We start from the raw sequence: 16,892 nt of genomic DNA on the forward strand, positions 1-16,892 counted from the left end.
ACACTCTTCACTAACCATATTGGACTGACTAGTCCAGTTTCGGAGGCGCGTATGGCAAATGTAGCATTCATCGGACTTGGCGTTATGGGTTATCCCATGGCGGGGCACCTGGCCAGGGCAGGGCATAATGTAACGGTTTACAACCGCACAGGCGCCAAAGCGGAGCAGTGGCTTGAGGACTATTCGGATGCAGAAGGTGTGGAGCTGTTTGCGGCGCCGACGCCTGCTGGTGCTGCTGCGGATGCGGATGTGGTGTTTGCCTGTGTCGGGGCAGACAAGGACGTCGCAGAGGTTTGCGTGGGCGAAGGCGGCGCGTTCACAGCCATGAAGGCGGGGGCTGTATTCGTCGATCACACGACGGCGTCGGCTGAATGTGCCCGCGTTATGGCGGCGGCGGCGAAAGAGGCTGGTGTCGGCTTTGTTGACGCGCCGGTTTCTGGCGGTGAAGCCGGTGCCGTTAACGGTGTGCTGACGGTGATGTGCGGCGGTGATGCGGTCGCTTTTGCCGAGGCAGAGCCGATCATGCAGGCCTATGCAAAGTCCGTGAAGTTGTTGGGCGAGGCCGGATCCGGCCAGCTGGCCAAGATGGTGAACCAGATTTGTATCGCCGGTGTGGTCCAGGGCCTGTCTGAAGCGCTGCATTTCGCCATGGAAGCCGGCCTTGACGCTAAAGCGGTTGTAGACGTTATTTCCAAAGGCGCGGCACAAAGCTGGCAGATGGAAAACCGTGCCTCGACCATGATCGACGGCGAGTTTGATTTCGGATTCGCGGTTGACTGGATGCGCAAGGACCTTGGGATTGTGCTCAGTGAAGCGACCAGCATGGGTGTGTCCCTGCCGCTGACAGCGCTTGTTGACCAGTTTTATTGCGATGTTCAGAAGATGGGAGGCAACCGCCAGGATACGTCGAGTCTTATCCGCCGCTTCCGAGGCTAGGCGGCGATTTCTATTGGTGGTTGGTTCTAACCGGCGGCGTGGTTTCTAAGGTGTTTTCTACACTTAACCGTGTCGCGGCTAGACTTTTTCTTCAGTTCACGTGGAAAGGGGCAAAAAACCTCTACGGGTAAAGGTATTCTTAATAGTCGTTCGCCTAAAAACACTACTAAGTAGTGTTTTTACCGGATTGTATGATGAAGTTTCTTACCTTTGCCCAAGACTTGGCAATCGGAAAAAAGATTGCCGCAGTAATGGCGACCATGGCTCTGGGCTTGCTGGCCATCATCTGGATGGCGCTCGCAATGGTTCACGACCAGATGCAGTCCGATCGGATCACCTCGCTTAAATGGATACTTGAAACGGCGCATGGCGTTGCCGCCCAACTGGATGTTCGCGTGCAGGCGGGGGAGATAACGCAGGATGAGGCCATCGCAGAGCTTGGCCGTATAGCCACGGGGATGCGTTATGCTGACGGTGAGTATCTGTTCGCTAACAATTTTGCGAATATCAACGTGTTCCATGCCGCTCGGCCGTCGCTCGTTGGCGGCGACCAAAGCCAACTGAAAGACGCAAACGGATTCTTCTTCATTCAGGAAATGTTGCGTATTGCGCAAACAGAAGGCGGCGGCAGTGTGCCCTATATGTGGCCTAAGTCCGGGTCTGACGTGCCAGTCCAGAAGCTGACCTATGTAAAGGCTTTCGAACCTTGGAAGATTTACCTGGGCACAGGCATTTATATGGATGACTTCGAGGCCGATTTTGCAGCCTTTCGGCTGAATATGCTGATGGGGGCCTCCATCGTGCTCTTGCTTTCCGGGGTGGTAACCTGGTGGATCGGGCGCAACATCACCCGTCCAACCAACAGACTTACGCTTGCAACTCGTGCCCTGGCAAATGGCAAGCTGGACACCGAAGTGCAGGACAGGGCGCGCAAGGACGAACTGGGCGAACTCGCGAACGCGGTTCAGGTCTTCAAGGAAATGGCAATCGAGAGCGAAAAGCTGAAGCTCGAAGCCGAAAAGCACCTGGAGAAAAGCGAAAGCATGCGCGAGGAGCAGCTCCGCCTGCAGGAAGAAGCGGAAAAAGCACACCGCCTCGCTGCTGAGCGGGATGAGGAAGCCGCAAACCGCCGCCGCGCTGCGATGCTTGATCTCGCGGGGGCTTTCGAAGGCGAGGTTGGTACCATAGTGGACGACCTGCAAAAAGTTGTTGAGGAAATGCGCGTTGCCTCGCGCGAGCTTACGAATAACACCGAGACCTCAAGCCAGGAATGCGCCTTGGTTGCCGGCTCGGCGGGTGAAGCGTCCGCGAATGTGCAGACCGTGGCAAGCGCGGCAGAGGAACTGACCGCCTCGATCCAGGAAATCAGTCGCCAGCTTGCTGAATCACGCGAAGGATCGTCGCGCGCTGTTGATATGATCAATAACACCGATGAAGCGGTCCTGTCGCTCGCCGAACAGGCGGAGCAGATCAACCAGATTATCAAGCTGATCACGGATATCGCCGAACAGACCAATTTGCTTGCGCTCAACGCCACTATTGAGGCTGCGCGCGCAGGAGAAGCCGGACGGGGCTTTGCCGTCGTGGCGACAGAGGTCAAGGCTCTTGCGACCCAAACAGGTTCCGCGGCGACGGAAATCGGCGAGCAGATCATTAGTGTGCAGGAAAAGACTGAAGCGACGGTTTCAAGTATACGGGGTGTGAAACAGCTTATCCATGACAACGACGGTGTCACCAGTGCCATCGCGGCCGCTGTGGAACAGCAGGGTGCAGCAACCCAGGAAATCGTCCGCAATATCCAGGAAGCTGCGAACGGTACAGCCGACGTGTCTGAACGGATCGAGACGGTGCAGTCACTTGCCAATGGGGTGGAAAACAGCGCTCAGTCGGCGCGGGCAATTTCACGTAAGCTTGGCGAAGTGTGCGAGACGCTGAACACATCTGCCACCAATTTCTTGAGCACGATGCGTAGCGAATAGGCGGCCACACCGGGCCATGTCGATTTTGTCGCCAGCATGGTCACTTGACTGGGGGCGGCAGTCCGAAGGGGGGCAGGAGCAATGTCAGGTTGGCGGGCTTTCCGGCGCCCGCATCCATCGGTCGTAATATTCAGCGAATAGCAAGCTGAGCCGCGATTGCCTGAATCCACCATCTTATCCTCAATCCGTCCTTCCGGACCGTATCTTAGGCTTGTCTGCAGAACCAAATATTTTCATATGTGGAATAAACGCAGGGCGGACCTTGAAGGCGACCATATGCTTTCCTATACTATAGGGGGTATAGTATAGGAGCAAAAAATGATCGCTGCCCAAGACAGGAAAGACATGAAGGTGCGTCTGGCCAGAATTGAAGGCCAGCTGCGCGGCTTGCAGAAGATGATGGATGCCGAAGATGCGGACTGCATCAAGGTGGCGCAGCAGATGCTGGCCGCGCGGAAGGCGCTTGATAAAGCCGGGCACGCAATGCTGGCCTGTATGGTCAAAGGTAAGATGGCCGGGGACCTCCCGGGCGGCGACGACATGGACATTGAGACATTGATTGGCAAATATGCCTAAGGAGTTCTGGTTATGAAAAATTTGAAAATGATTTCCGTTGAGGCGTTCAAGAAGGCCCACGACGCAGGAGCATGCGAGACACTGATTGATGTCCGGACTGGAGCCGAATTTGAAGCCTGCCACGTGCAGGGAGCCAAGCTGTTTCCCCTTCAAAGCCTGAAGCCAACAGAAATTCTGCAGGCAGTAGAAGGCAGCGACGCCCCACTTTATATTCTGTGTAAAGCAGGTGGTCGTGCCAAGAAGGCTGCGGAAGCCATTGCCCCGCATACAGACCGGGATGTTCTGGTTGTTGAAGGCGGCACCGACGCGTGCGTCACTGGTGGGCTGCCTGTTAACCGAAACAAGGAAACAATGTCGCTGGAGCGGCAGGTGCGTATTGCGACAGGGTCGTTGGTTGTTGTTGGAGCTATATTGTCCATGACGGTCGCGCCGGGCTTTATCTGGTTGTCTGCCGCCGTGGGCGCGGGGCTTGTCTTTGCTGGTGTCACGGATTCGTGTGCCATGGGCATGATGCTGGCACGCATGCCCTGGAATCGGTCCTAGGCTATATAGGCGCGTTGCAAAAAGCAGGCTTCCGAGCATTCTTTGGGGTGCTACTGCCTTTTTTACTGCTTTTTCCTTGACTTGGGGCGGGGTTTCCCATATTCCCCGCCCGTTAATGAATGGTTCTGGCAATAAAGCTAAGAACCGCGCGGGCACCATAGTGCACTGGTTTTCGGACAGCACACCGCCCGTGGCGCTTATTTGAAAGGAGCGATTCGCATGTCCAAGCGTATCCAAGCGAAATATAAAATTGACCGCCGTATGGGCGAAAACATCTGGGGCCGTGCCAAGTCTCCAGTGAATTCCCGTGAATACGGCCCAGGTCAACACGGTCAGCGCCGTAAAGGCAAACTGTCTGACTTCGGTATCCAGCTGCGCGCCAAGCAGAAGCTCAAAGGCTACTATGGCAGCATCTCCGAGAAACAGTTCCGTCGTTACTATGACGAAGCTGTGCGTCGCCGCGGCGACACCGGTGAGCACCTGATCGGCATTCTTGAGTGCCGTCTGGACGCAATCGTATATCGTGCGAAGTTCGTACCGACCGTGTTCGCTGCACGTCAGTTTGTGAACCACGGCCACGTTCTCGTGAACGGCAAACGCTGTAACATTCCTTCCCGTCTTCTGAAGGCTGGTGACGTTGTGGAAATCCGTGAGAAATCACGCAACATCCCAATGGTTCTGGAAGCGCAGCAAAGCCCAGAGCGTGACGTTCCTGAATATGTTGCTGTTGATGGCCCTAAAGCTACGTACGTGCGCATTCCAGCGCTCGACGAAGTGCCATACCCAGTGATCATGGAACCGAACCTGGTGGTGGAATTCTACTCCCGTTAATTTTTGCGGGTCTGGACATTTCAGGAAGGCCGTCCGGCATATGCTGGGCGGCCTTTTCTTTTGTTGTTCGTGCCTTCCGTTGCTGCGCAATCAGGCAATGAGGGAAGTATGCGACAGCTTGCACCTTGGCGAGAGTGGGTGGATGGGCTACACAGGCGTCAGAAGTATAGGGGATCAGTGTGGCAAACTCACTTCAGGAACTATGGAATCAGGCACAGCAGGCCCAGGCACAGGGACAGCTGGATCAAGCCGAAGCGTTGCACAAACAGATTGTCGCCAGTAAGCCCGATGCCTTGCCGTCGTGGCAGTTCCTTAGTGCGCGGGCTGCGGCACGCGGAGACTATGCGACCAGCGCGCACGCCATTCGAAACTATCTGAAGGTTGATAACCTGTCAGCCGAGGGATGGCGTTCCTTGGGCGTAGCCGAAATGCAGCAGGAAAATTGGGCCAAGGCGCTTGAAGCGTTCAAGGAAGCCCTGAAGCTTCAGCCGGGTGGCATGGCCAATTTAGTATATTTGGGTGGCGCCGCACAGAGGGCAGGTGAAGATGATCTCGCCGCTGATTGTCTTTCTCTGGCCCTGCAGGGCATGCCTGTGGCAGATATTTTGTCCGGTAACAGCAAAGCCGAACCCACGCTAAAAGCCATTCTTGAAGGAGCTCCAGCTTTTCTTGAAGAGTATGTTGCAAATCTGGTTTGGGGAGATATCGCTCACGATGGCGCGCTCGAAGGTGCACGCTGGCGCTTCCATGAAACGAAGGAACCGGTATGGAATGATCCACACCAGAAACCAGAGCGCTTCTATTTGCCAGCCATACCACCCAAGCCATGGTTTGGGCACGAAGACCTGACGTGGGGTAAGGCCCTGGAAGGTGCTTTCGACGATATCCTGGCAGAGGTTCAGGCCGCCTTGTCGCTCGATGATGCAACGCCCTATATTGCGACGCACATGGCGGAAGCGGAACAATGGCAGAAGCTGGCCGGCAACAAAGACTGGAGCGCGATCCATCTTTATAACGGCGGTATCCCCAATGAACGTATACTGTCCAAGTTTCCGAAAACCATGGAAGCTCTTGAGAAGCTGCCGCTTTGCCGAACCGGGGGGCGGCCTGTTGAGGTGTTTTTCAGCCTGCTGCAGCCTGGCATGCATATCGTGCCGCACCACGGTACCTCGAACGCAAGATTGACAGTCCATCTGCCAATCATCGTGCCAGAAGGCGAGGGCTGTATGCTGCGCGCGGGTGATGAGACCCGAGTGATGGAAGCGGGCAAGCTGTTCGCTTTCGATGACACGTTCGAGCATGAAGCCTGGAACAAGTCAGATAGCCTGCGGGTCAACCTCATATTCGAGACATGGAACCCAGCGCTTTCCTCAGAAGAGCAACAAGAATTGTCAGAAGTCATGGACCGGTATGACCAGTGGTTCTCTGGTCGTGGCCGGCGTATGGATTTCTTGGGGACAACCTTCGCACAAGCTGCGCAGGCAGAGCGTCTCTTTCAGATGGCGGAGCAGACTATCCGTTCTGGTGATCCCCAGGCCGCAGGACAACTGAGGCAGGCGATTGCGCTTAGCCCGAAACACAAGAAGGCTCTGCGTTACCTTGCAGATATGGCGTTCGATGCGGGCGAAGACATGCAGGGGCTTGAGTACCTGAGGCGCTGGGGCGCAGAGGTGCCGATGCATGCGCCGACGCAGTACCGTCTGGCTGTCGTGGAAGAGCAGATAGGGACCGCCGAGCGTGCCCGAGCGGCCTACCTGCGCTGCATTCATGCCGCGCCTGGCAATATTCTGTCATATCTGTATGCCGGATATTTCTTCGAGCAACAGGGTGAAGAGGATCTCGCCGCTCAGATATATTCGCTTGGAAACGATGTGGACGGGCGGTTGACGATGCTCTTTAGGCAGGCGGATGCAGACCCGGAAACCGCGCTTCGATCCAAGGCTGCTTTCCAGTGCATCTCTCGCAGGATGCATGCGCTGCATCAGGGGGCAACCCGAAATGCACCAAGAATATTGGAAGCCCAGTGGGTGCAAAACCTTGATCACCCTGTAGGTTACAGGGAAGCCGATCAAAAACCCCATGAGTTCTACATTCCGGGTATCAGTCCGCATCGTTTTCTGACGCGTGATCAAATGCCGTGGGCGGAAAAGGTGGAAGCGGCATTTGCGGACATCAAAGCCGAACTTCTTGCCGCCTTGCCCCGAGCGGACGAGGCCGGTAGGCCATATCTGGATGCGGGTACGGATATGGGAGCCGCTTTTGATCCGATCAATGGTAGCATGAATTGGACGGCGCTTGACCTCTTTAGGGACGGCAAAGCCAACGAAGCGCTTGTTGGCGCCTTCCCGAAAACACTTGATGTGCTTAAGGCTGCGCCGCTTGTCTGCGTTGGCGATGCGCCGTTTGAGGTTTTTTTCTCGCTGTTGAAGGCGCACCAGCATATTCCGCCTCACTTTGGTCTTTCAAACCACGGCATCACGGTTCACCTGCCGCTTCTGGTTCCGCCGAACTGCCAGATACGTGTAGGGCAGGAATGGCGCCCGTGGGTCGAAGGCAAGCTGATCGCCTTCGATGACAGTTTTGACCATGAGGCCCGCAACGACAGCGATGATTTACGTGTTGTCCTGATTTTTGAGGTTTGGCATCCAGATTTGACGGATGAAGAGATTGAGGCCGTCAGGGCAAGCTTTATTGCACGGGATAGTTGGTTGAAAGCCCGGCGTGTGCCGGAAGCGCCAGCAAGTACGGAGGAAATGTGATGCAGTTGCGCAAGGTTACAGACAAGGATGCAAAGGGCCTGATTGACTTGATCGGCGGCATATTCAGCGAATATGAGGGCGTGTTCCTGGAGCCTGATGGCCTTGATGAGGATCTGAAAGCTTATGCCAGCTACATTGAAGGCATCGGCGGAGAAGGCTATGTGGTGGACGGCGACGATGGCGCTCTGTTGGCTTGCGTTTCCTATGCGCCGCTTGAAGGAAACCGCTTCCAGCTCAAGCGTATCTATCTCTCGAAGGACCTGCGCGGGACTGGAATGGGGTTGAAGTTGCTTCACCATGTGGAAGACAAGGCGCGCGCGCGTGGTGCAACAGAAATGGAGCTGTGGTCAGATACCCGCTTTACCCGGGCGCACCGATTTTACGAGCGCGAGGGCTATGTGAAGCAAGACTATACCCGTGATCTGCACGACAGTTCCAACACTACAGAATACTGTTTTATCAAGGCTCTCTGATTTTACCGATCAGGGTGTTGAAGCGCTGGATGGCGTCAGGCTTCCAGATGTCAGCCTTGCGGTAGTATTCAGGCATTGCTGGCGTGCCGCTCCCAAGCGTTACCCATGGCTGTTTGCTATTGGTGAAAATATGCACATCTGGGGGCAGGGCAGCGGGGTCTTCCAGAGTGCCCACACGCACAAAGGAAACCTGTTCCCCCATGCCCGCATAATGGCTCCATAGCGTTGTCAGGCAGTCCGGGCATTTGATCAAGATCTGGCCCTTGCCACTCTCGCTTGGGACGTCAAGGCGCGCCAGTCCTCCCTTGATAACTTCCAGCCGGTCACTTTCAATCAGGGCATTCAGTGCGAACGCGCCTCCACTTTCCCGTTGGCACCAACTGCAGTGGCAGCAATGGACGACCAGTGGCACACTTGTCATTCGGTAGTGGACCTGACCGCAGGTGCAGCGGCCTTCAAACTCGCCTGTCATTATTTCACCTCTCCATGCTGGTGGCGTTTCCGGCGCCTTTTTATTTTATGCGCTACATATCAAGGGCATATGTTCCTTTTGCTGCGGCGACATGGCGATAAATACTATAGGTTATGTGATAGTCTTGAGAACATTTGATTTTCATGACGTTCTTGATCGCCCGGCCAATAGATGCTTGGCATCATGACGTGCGCAGACGTCAGGAAGTGGCCTCTGGTCAAATCTGACAAAATAACTCGTATTATTGAACGGATATGGTTCGATTGGCCTTGATCCGGCAAGGCAAGAAGCGTAAACCGGGGGCCTACACACATGTGTTCCGAGGGGAGCCCCGCTGCCAATAAGGGCGAGAAGGGCTGAGAGTCTGAAAGCAGCGTCCACGAGTGGAATGTCCGCGCAACAGTGACCCTTAGAACCTGATCTGGCTAACACCAGCGAAGGAACGGAGCTTTTTATGCCTGATACAGCCAATACCGATTTCAAAATCACCACCGGTCCTATCTCCGGCTCGAAGAAAATCTATGTGCGGTCTGAGAACGACCCGTCTGTGCGCGTGCCGATGCGGGAAATCCACCTGCATCCGACCGCGAACGAAGTGCCTGTGCGCGTCTACGACACCTCGGGTCCTTACACGGACCCGGCGGCCGAGATCGACATCTACAAAGGCCTGCCCGAGCTCAGGAAGGAATGGATATTGGCGCGCGGCGACGTGGAAGAATACGAAGGCCGCGACATCAAGCCGGAAGACAACGGCAATGTGGAAGACAAATATCTCGCGCCAGAATTTCCGGTGAAAAAGCGCCCCTTGCGCGCCAAAGAGGGCATGAATGTTACCCAGATGCACTATGCCCGCAAAGGCATTGTCACACCCGAGATGGAATTTGTGGCTGTACGCGAAAATCTGGGCCGCAAGAAGCAGGCCGAGGCGCTCAAGCGTTCGGGCGAAGGCTTCGGCGCAGAAATCCCTGACTATATCGATGGCGAGTTTGTGCGCTCTGAGATTGCCCGTGGCCGTGCTGTGCTGGTGAACAATGTGAACCACCCGGAAAGCGAGCCGCAGATCATCGGCCGGAATTTCCTGGTGAAAATCAACGCCAACATCGGTAACTCGGCGGTCTCTTCTTCCATTGCGGAAGAGGTGGACAAGATGGTCTGGGCCACGCGCTGGGGCGCGGACACGGTGATGGACCTCTCGACCGGCCGCAACATCCACAACACCCGCGAATGGATCATTCGCAACTCGCCTGTGCCGATCGGTACCGTGCCGATCTATCAGGCGCTCGAGAAAGTAGACGGCATCGCCGAAGACCTGACGTGGGAGATTTACCGCGATACGCTCATTGAGCAGTGCGAGCAGGGCGTTGACTATTTCACCATCCACGCCGGCGTGCGCCTGCCGTTCATCCACCTGACGGCCAAGCGCGTGACCGGCATTGTGTCCCGTGGCGGCTCGATCATGGCGAAATGGTGCCTGGCGCACCATAAGGAAAGTTTCCTCTACACCCACTTCGAGGACATCTGTAAAATCCTGAAGCAGTATGATGTGGCCTTCAGCCTTGGCGACGGCTTGCGTCCGGGCTCCATAGCTGACGCCAACGACGAAGCCCAGTTCGCTGAGCTGCGGACACTCGGGGAGCTCACCAAAATCGCATGGGAACATGACGTGCAGGTCTTCATCGAAGGGCCGGGCCACGTGCCGATGCACAAGATCAAGGAAAACATGGAAGAGCAGCTCAAGCACTGCCATGAAGCGCCATTTTATACGCTTGGGCCACTCACAACCGATATCGCACCGGGCTATGACCATATCACCTCGGCGATTGGTGCGGCGCAGATCGGCTGGTACGGCACGGCGATGCTTTGCTATGTGACGCCGAAGGAGCACCTTGGCCTGCCGGACAGGAACGACGTGAAGGAAGGCGTGATCACCTACAAGCTGGCGGCGCACGCGGCGGACCTCGCCAAGGGCCATCCGGCCAGCCAGATCCGGGACGATGCGCTTTCCCGTGCGCGCTTCGAGTTCCGCTGGGAAGACCAGTTCAACCTGAGCCTGGACCCTGACCGCGCCCGCGATTTCCACGACCAGACCCTGCCCAAGGAAGCCCACAAGGTGGCGCATTTCTGTTCCATGTGCGGGCCGAAATTCTGTTCGATGAAAATCACGCAGGACGTGCGCGATTATGCCGCCAAGAAGGAAGAGGCGGAGACAGGCATGAAGCAGATGTCGGAAGAGTTCGCCAAACGCGGCGCAGACCTCTACCTGCCTGCGGACGAGGTTGAGGCGGCTGAATAGCGTGTCTGCCTAACCCACTACCGAATATACCGAAAAGGCGGTCCTTGGGGCCGCCTTTTTATTTGCCATGACAGGCTTTCACCTGCCACCTGATCCCCCCCAACTGCCACCGGCGCCGATCACATATTTTTGTTCTCGCGCCTTCCTGTTTGACTGGCCGCCTATCCGTCATCCGGTTATGGTTTGGCCACGTATCAAGAATACTGATGTCAAACAGTTAAAGGGGGATATTCGATGAAAACTTTCTTCAAAGCTGCTGCGGTGGCTTTATCAATGGGCGGCATGCTCGCGGGCGCAGCCACGGCAGACCACCACGGCCATAGCGCGTCGGCCAAGCTTGACGGCATCCTGGCGGCCCAGCCGGATGAGGCCAAAGCGCGCTACCAGTATCGCCACCCCAAAGAAACGCTTGAGTTCTTTGGGGTTGAGCCAGGCATGACGGTCGCGGACACGCTGCCGGGCGCTTACTATAGCCGCATCCTGCTGCCGTATCTGGGTGACGATGGCGCGCTTATCGGCGTGCAATATTCCATGACCCACCGGGGCATTGACTATAAGGGCGACGCTGAAAAGCTGGCCAAACACAAGGCCTGGCCCGCGCGCTTCACCGAAATGGCGGAAGACTGGCGCGGCGGCAGCAAAGCAGCCATCAGCGCCCATCTGTTCGGGGATTTCCCGGCCTCAATGGACGGCACGGTGGACGTGTTCCTGATGCTGCGTGCCACCCACCACCTCAATAAGCACGACGGCGCGGCAGGCACGCTCAAGTCAGCGCTGGCGGATATCATGCGGGTGCTGAAGCCCGGCGGCACGCTTGGCATCGTCCAGCACCGCGCGCCAGAAGGGAGCAGCGACGAATGGGCCAAGGGCTTCAACGGCTATGTGAAGCAATCTGCGGTGATCAAGGCCGTGACAGACGCGGGCTTTGAATTTGTTGAGGCGTCAGAAATGAACGCGAACCCGAAGGACCAGCCAACGGAAAGCGACTATGTCTGGCGCCTGCCGCCATCCGGTGACGCAAAGGATATCGGCGAAAGCGACCGCATGACGCTGAAGTTCCGCAAGCCGGAGTAGGGCGGGTCATACCGTCACCCTGAACTTGTTTCAGGGTCCATCTTTCGAGTGGATATGCGGTTGATAGGTTAAATGGATGCCGTTTGTGAAGCTGGCGGTACGCCACCTGATCGGCGAATCCATTTTGGCGGTAAACATAGACTCACCGGTCAAGCCGGTGAGTGACGAACAAAGAAAAGGCGGTCCCCGTGGCCGCCTTTTTCTGTCGAACCTATTGGCTTTGTCTATGACTACTGGAACAAATACTGCTGTATCTGGTTCACAAGGGGCAAGAAGGCTGGGCATAAATTGGCGAAATCATCGTCGGATTTTCGAACGATGTGGTTTGCGATCAGTGATTTTCCTTTTTCCTTGAATTTGTACTTAACGAAAATTTCCCAATCTTTATCCATGTAGTCTTCTGCTGTCTTGTTTTCGTTAATCAAATCTTCGGTGATATTATCGGGCAATATTTCAATCAATTTCCGAGGTTCGAGGTAGTGTCTGGCGAGCGCATATTCCCAAATAGATTTCGGATATAAAGTCTCTAGCGTAATAGGGAGCTGCCAATTTGCCCTTAACACTGGAATAATATGTGTTGGCGTATCATAACAAAAACATTTGCATGATTGGGTGTTGTTGGGTTCAGAGTTCCATGTCTTTTTCGCACTTGCACCTGGCTGGTCTTTGTCTAATACGCCAACAGCTTTTGGTAGCCCTGGGTTGTGTTTTTGGACAGATCTCCAACCTGTCAAGTGATCTATAACATAACTATGACCGCCGCCAGGTGACTTGGTCTCAATGCTAACGAGTTGCTCTATTCCAGGCTGAAAAACACGAATAGCTTTTTCAATTAGCAGTTTGTCTGTCGTTCCCTCTACGAATATCTTTGCTTTGTTCTCATTGGATGCTTGTTCGGCTAGTAATTTGGCTCTTTCTCGATCTCTAACCTTATCTTCTATCGCCTGAATTTGTGGTGCAAGCAGAGTCATTGTACCCATTTTTTCATCTAGATCGCGGGCGGAGGAGTCTGCCATTGTGCCAGACTCTGGAGTTTCCAAGAAGACATGATGGCAAATAGTACTCTCCTTGGCATCTTCTCTTGCAGACAAATTGAAGAAAACTGGGGAATGAGTAGTCAGGAGGATTTGGGCTACATTACTAGTGCTGTATTCAGCAAAAGTGTCAGCTAGAGCGACACAACTTGATAGTTCAAGATTGTTTTCAGGTTCTTCATAGCCCCAAATAAACGAATAGGGCATTGCTCCTCGCGTCTGCAATGAACTCTTCTTCTCTGCCATGAATTTCAATATCAGAGGAATGTGGCGAGCTTTAATCCCATCCCCACGAGCGTCTAGAGATACCGAACTAGCGCCGCTTACAAAATCTAACCTCTCAAATATGTGGCTAAGGTCCCTAGGGAGCGCGAGTTTGGTATCAAAATGCAATGCATTTGTAATGTCCGTAGTGAGATCAACTAGGTGGTTCGCAATCGCCGTTTCAAAAGCCGAGCTAGATTTCAGAAAGGTTGCTGCAGCTACTTCAGAGATGATGCCGTATATCTTTCCTCTTAAGGTATCGAAATAATGAGCATCTTTGATCGCGGGAATGTATTGGAACTCGATCTTCTTAAGTAGGCTATGAAGGTTGGATTTCTCAGGAATTTCGACTTTTTCGCGTATATTTTTTTCAGGGCCTTTGAGGCGTATGCCATAGTAACCATCATCTAGCATGCCATCTGCCCGCCATCGCTTCTTCCAGATCAGTATATCGCCATTTGTAGCTCTGTAGGATTGAGGAATCTCAAACTCAATTTGAACAACTATTTGTGGCGCCTTTTTCTCTACGCGAACGTAGGCAAGACTGAAATCTTCTCTAAAGTTAAATGGGGTTCCGGGATTGGTTTGGTTGTTAAAAAAAAGGTTCAAAGCCCTAAGAATGTTAGATTTTCCGCAATCGTTTTTTCCAACCAACACAGACAAATTTTGAACGTCTAAGTTCAATCGGCGTATCGAACGAAAATTTTCGATAGTAATTTTTCGTATCAAAATACCCATCTGCTGACCAGGGTTCCTTAATTAGGGGGTTATTTTATCAAATATAAACGCGGAAAGTGTTCCGAATGCAACTGTGATGTTAGAATAATACAATTCACGCGTAGAGATTTGATCTCTAGAACTTAACATTGCCATCTATTCTCGTGGAAGGCTTGACGCTTTCAAGCGACATGCATGTTCGCAATTTGCCTAAAAGTTTGATATAAGCGCGGTGGGGACACTAAAGGGAACGTATCGGGGGATATATGCCTGACATTCAGACAGACAAGGAAGCCAAGCGTGCGCTTGACAAGCAAAAGGCCATGGGCGTTGGGCTGGGTTGCGCACTCGGCGCTGGTTTTGGCTCGGCAATCGGGGCTGGTTTCGGGGCCGTAATGGATGATATGGCCGTTGGCATGCCGCTTGGGATATCCGTTGGCATGGGGCTTGGCGTGATGGGCGGCAGCATTTATGGCGTGATTCTGGAGCGCCGCGCCAGGGAAGACAGCGAACAGTCTTAGGCCGGGGCCAAGCCCTGTCCAGCTGCATACCGCACCACACATCAACGCAGCCGAAAATAGGGCAGGACATGCTTTCGCAGGGCATGAAAGCCTGCTAGGCTTCGCGCTGGCATCCATCATTCTTTTGGTTGGCCCGGGGAGGCCTTTATGACGTCTGAAACACTTCAAACTTACCGTGTGTGGGACCGCACAACCCGCCTGTTCCACTGGATCAATTTCCTCAGCATTCTGGTGCTGATCGCCGTTGGGCTTGTTATCTATAATGCCAAGGCATTCGGCCTTTCCTCCGGCGGCAAGGTTTTCGCCAAGGAACTGCATGTCTATGCGGGCTATGTGTTCGCTATCAACCTGTTCTGGCGGCTCATCTGGGGCTTCATTGGCGGCGCTTACGCGCGCTTTGGCCGCATTCTGCCGTTTGGCAAGGGCTATGGCGCAGACCTGAAGGCTTACCGGTCTGGCGAAAAAACAGCCTGGCTGGGCCATAACCCCATGGGGCGGCTTGCTGTCACAGCGCTGCTGCTGCTCTTGACCATACAGGCGGTCACCGGCCTTGTGCTGGCGGGCACGGATATCTATTTCCCACCCTTTGGCGGCATGATCGCCGAATGGGTCGCGGCAGAGGGCGTAGACCCCGCCACTTTGGTGCCATACGCCAGGGAAATGCTTGACCCAGCGGCCTATAAGGACATGCGCGAGTTTCGCGGCCCCTTCATTGAAACCCACGAAATTGTTTTCTTCGTCTTGGCTGGCATGATCGTGCTGCATATCGCGGCGGTGGTCTGGTCTGACATCAGGCACGGCGGCGGCATCATTTCCGCCATGTTCACCGGCCGCAAGGCATTCAGCGAAAAACCGGCGGACGCGCCGGAGGATGATTAATGGGGACGTGGTTCCAAAGCCTAACTGATTGCGTGTCTGGACCCTGAAACAAGTTCAGGGTGACAGGTTTACCCGACATTTAGGTTTGTAAAAGCACTGTCATGCTGAACTTGGTTCAGCATCCATGCGGTGCTTCAATACTGGAAATTACATGCGAAAAGGCGGCCCGGTTGGTGCCGCCTTTTTTTGTGCTCTAATGGGCGATGAAGGGGTCTGAGAAACGCTCGTCAACCAGCAGGCTTTCATCCGTCAGGGTGTTCAGGAAGGCCAGCAGGGCGTCCTTTTCCGCCTGTGTCATATTCAGCCGCCGGGGCTGCCCGCCCGGCCGCCTCAGCCGCTGGTCCAGGTTCGGGCTTGGCTGAACGCCTGAATTATAGAATTCAATCACTTCCTCAAGCGTTTCAAACCGGCCGTCATGCATATAAGGCGCGGTCACGGCGATATTCCGCAGGCTTGGGGCCTTGAAGCGTTTGTCGCCTGCGCCGTCGTCGCCCGTGACGGTGATATCAAGGCCATTGTTGTGAATATCGTCCGCGATATGGCCGGGTGTGCCGTGGCACGCCGCGCAGCCAAGGGTGCGGCCGGCGCGGTCACCGCCCTGGCCGAACAGCACAAGGCCTTGAATTTCCTGCGGTGTAAACACGGCCTCGAAGTCCGGCGGGTTGCCGCCGCCGGTGAAGGCGCTGTCATACCTTGTATTTGTGCTGGTCATGGCTCGCACGAACTGCGCCAGCGCTTTTGCGATGCGGTCGCTTGTCACCGTGTCGCTACCGAAGGCGGCTTCAAACAGGGGCCCATAATAGTCTGTGGCCTGCAGCTTGGTCTCAAGTTCAATCAAGGTCATGCCCATCTCAACGCTGTCCTGAACCGGCATCAGTACCTGGTCTTCCAGCGTTTCGGCGCGCTCGTCCCAGAAAAAATGGCCGCGCTCATAAAAGCGGGCGTTCGCCAAACTCATGGAATGGCGGGCTGTCTGGCCGCCGTCAAAGCCGGTTGAAAGCGTCGCGGGGTCGGAAAAGCCGTTCGCTTGCTGGTGGCAGGACGCGCAGGAAACCGTGTCGTTCGCGGACAGTTTCACGTCATAAAACAGCACGCGCCCCAGTGTGGCTCCTGTGTTCGTAATGGGGTTGTCTTCTGGTGTGTTGTCTGCGTCAGCCAGGCGGCCACGGCGATAGTAAGCGGGCAGGGTGGCGTCTGTGTAATTCAGCAGCACATCAGGCAGCTGCGGTGCCTCCAGCCGTGTGGCTGGGGGCTGCGTGGTGTCGCCTATAGTGTCGGTAGTGCCTGTATTGGTGGGTTGCGGCGCTGGTGGCTGTACCGTAGGTGGTTGGGGCGGCTCGGGCGGCCTTGGCCGTGTGGGGCGGACCGAATCCGGCCGTGGCGGGCGCTCCTGGGCCTCGGCTGTGCCTATAGGGCCGGATGCCGCCATCAAGGCAGCCAGCATTAATGTGCTCATTGTTCGGCAAGTCGTCATTGCTTCCCCTTCCTTCGTTGCTGAAGGCTGGTACGGGCGGAAGGGTCAGCGGCCTTCGAAAAAATAC

At 55.1% G+C, this 16,892-nt stretch carries 14 protein-coding genes and 1 riboswitch; of the genes, 11 read left to right on the forward strand and 3 right to left on the reverse strand.

Features of this window, described 5'->3' with window-relative positions:
* Positions 1 to 51: 51 nt before the first annotated feature.
* The 7 genes from ACFO5Q_RS18710 (at position 52) to ACFO5Q_RS18740 (ending at position 8,097) form a co-directional block, all read left to right on the forward strand.
* Positions 52 to 936 (forward strand): NAD(P)-dependent oxidoreductase, encoded by an 885-nt coding sequence (locus ACFO5Q_RS18710; protein ID WP_068144339.1) that lies wholly within the window; start codon positions 52 to 54, stop codon positions 934 to 936.
* A gap of 191 nt (positions 937 to 1,127) precedes the next feature.
* Entirely contained in the window at positions 1,128 to 2,915 is a 1,788-nt protein-coding gene (locus tag ACFO5Q_RS18715) for a methyl-accepting chemotaxis protein (RefSeq protein ID WP_068144337.1), read from the forward strand.
* A gap of 318 nt (positions 2,916 to 3,233) precedes the next feature.
* A complete protein-coding gene (locus ACFO5Q_RS18720; RefSeq protein WP_068144334.1) occupies positions 3,234 to 3,491 on the forward strand; it encodes a metal-sensitive transcriptional regulator in 258 nt (85 codons plus the stop codon).
* A 12-nt stretch (positions 3,492 to 3,503) separates the two neighbouring features.
* A complete protein-coding gene (locus ACFO5Q_RS18725) occupies positions 3,504 to 4,034 on the forward strand; it encodes a rhodanese-like domain-containing protein (protein ID WP_068144331.1) in 531 nt (176 codons plus the stop codon).
* Positions 4,035 to 4,253: 219 nt separating this feature from the next.
* Entirely contained in the window at positions 4,254 to 4,865 is a 612-nt protein-coding gene (gene rpsD / locus ACFO5Q_RS18730) for a 30S ribosomal protein S4 (protein ID WP_068144327.1), read from the forward strand.
* Between the two features lie 179 nt (positions 4,866 to 5,044).
* Positions 5,045 to 7,624 carry an aspartyl/asparaginyl beta-hydroxylase domain-containing protein gene (locus ACFO5Q_RS18735; protein ID WP_068144324.1) on the forward strand — a complete coding sequence of 860 codons (2,580 nt, stop codon included), beginning with the start codon at positions 5,045 to 5,047 and terminating at the stop codon, positions 7,622 to 7,624.
* Positions 7,624 to 8,097, forward strand: a complete 474-nt coding sequence (locus ACFO5Q_RS18740) for a GNAT family N-acetyltransferase (RefSeq protein WP_068144320.1) — start codon at positions 7,624 to 7,626, stop codon at positions 8,095 to 8,097. The genes ACFO5Q_RS18735 and ACFO5Q_RS18740 overlap by 1 nt, the downstream gene beginning before the upstream one ends.
* On the opposite strand, the gene ACFO5Q_RS18745 is transcribed toward ACFO5Q_RS18740, so the two are convergent.
* Positions 8,084 to 8,569 carry a GFA family protein gene (locus ACFO5Q_RS18745; RefSeq protein WP_068144317.1) on the reverse strand — a complete coding sequence of 162 codons (486 nt, stop codon included), beginning with the start codon at positions 8,567 to 8,569 and terminating at the stop codon, positions 8,084 to 8,086. The genes ACFO5Q_RS18740 and ACFO5Q_RS18745 overlap by 14 nt on opposite strands.
* Before the next feature lie 312 nt (positions 8,570 to 8,881).
* Positions 8,882 to 9,029, forward strand: a riboswitch (TPP riboswitch).
* Here ACFO5Q_RS18745 and thiC point away from each other — a divergent pair.
* Positions 9,024 to 10,862: a phosphomethylpyrimidine synthase ThiC gene (thiC, locus tag ACFO5Q_RS18750; protein WP_068144312.1), complete on the forward strand. Its 1,839-nt coding sequence runs from the start codon at positions 9,024 to 9,026 to the stop codon at positions 10,860 to 10,862. (Overlaps the previous riboswitch by 6 nt.)
* A 234-nt stretch (positions 10,863 to 11,096) precedes the next feature.
* The gene (locus ACFO5Q_RS18755) at positions 11,097 to 11,936 is read left to right on the forward strand and encodes a class I SAM-dependent methyltransferase (protein ID WP_068144308.1); all 840 of its coding nucleotides are present in this window, start codon (positions 11,097 to 11,099) and stop codon (positions 11,934 to 11,936) included.
* 230 nt (positions 11,937 to 12,166) lie between these two features.
* Here the strand turns inward: ACFO5Q_RS18755 and ACFO5Q_RS18760 are convergent, their stop codons facing one another.
* Entirely contained in the window at positions 12,167 to 13,972 is a 1,806-nt protein-coding gene (locus ACFO5Q_RS18760; protein ID WP_068144305.1) for an ATP-dependent nuclease, read from the reverse strand.
* Between the two features lie 245 nt (positions 13,973 to 14,217).
* Here ACFO5Q_RS18760 and ACFO5Q_RS18765 point away from each other — a divergent pair, with 245 nt between their 5' ends.
* Entirely contained in the window at positions 14,218 to 14,472 is a 255-nt protein-coding gene (locus ACFO5Q_RS18765; RefSeq protein WP_068144303.1) for a hypothetical protein, read from the forward strand.
* 147 nt (positions 14,473 to 14,619) lie between these two features.
* On the forward strand, positions 14,620 to 15,351 hold the full coding sequence (locus ACFO5Q_RS18770; protein ID WP_068144300.1) for a cytochrome b/b6 domain-containing protein: 732 nt from the start codon (positions 14,620 to 14,622) through the stop codon (positions 15,349 to 15,351).
* Between the two features lie 193 nt (positions 15,352 to 15,544).
* On the opposite strand, the gene ACFO5Q_RS18775 is transcribed toward ACFO5Q_RS18770, so the two are convergent.
* Positions 15,545 to 16,825, reverse strand: coding sequence for a cytochrome-c peroxidase (locus tag ACFO5Q_RS18775; RefSeq protein WP_380084457.1), 1,281 nt, complete (start codon positions 16,823 to 16,825; stop codon positions 15,545 to 15,547).
* Positions 16,826 to 16,892: the final 67 nt, after the last annotated feature.

Source organism: Kordiimonas lipolytica, assembly GCF_042651265.1.
Classification (GTDB): Bacteria; Pseudomonadota; Alphaproteobacteria; order Sphingomonadales; family Kordiimonadaceae; genus Kordiimonas; species Kordiimonas lipolytica.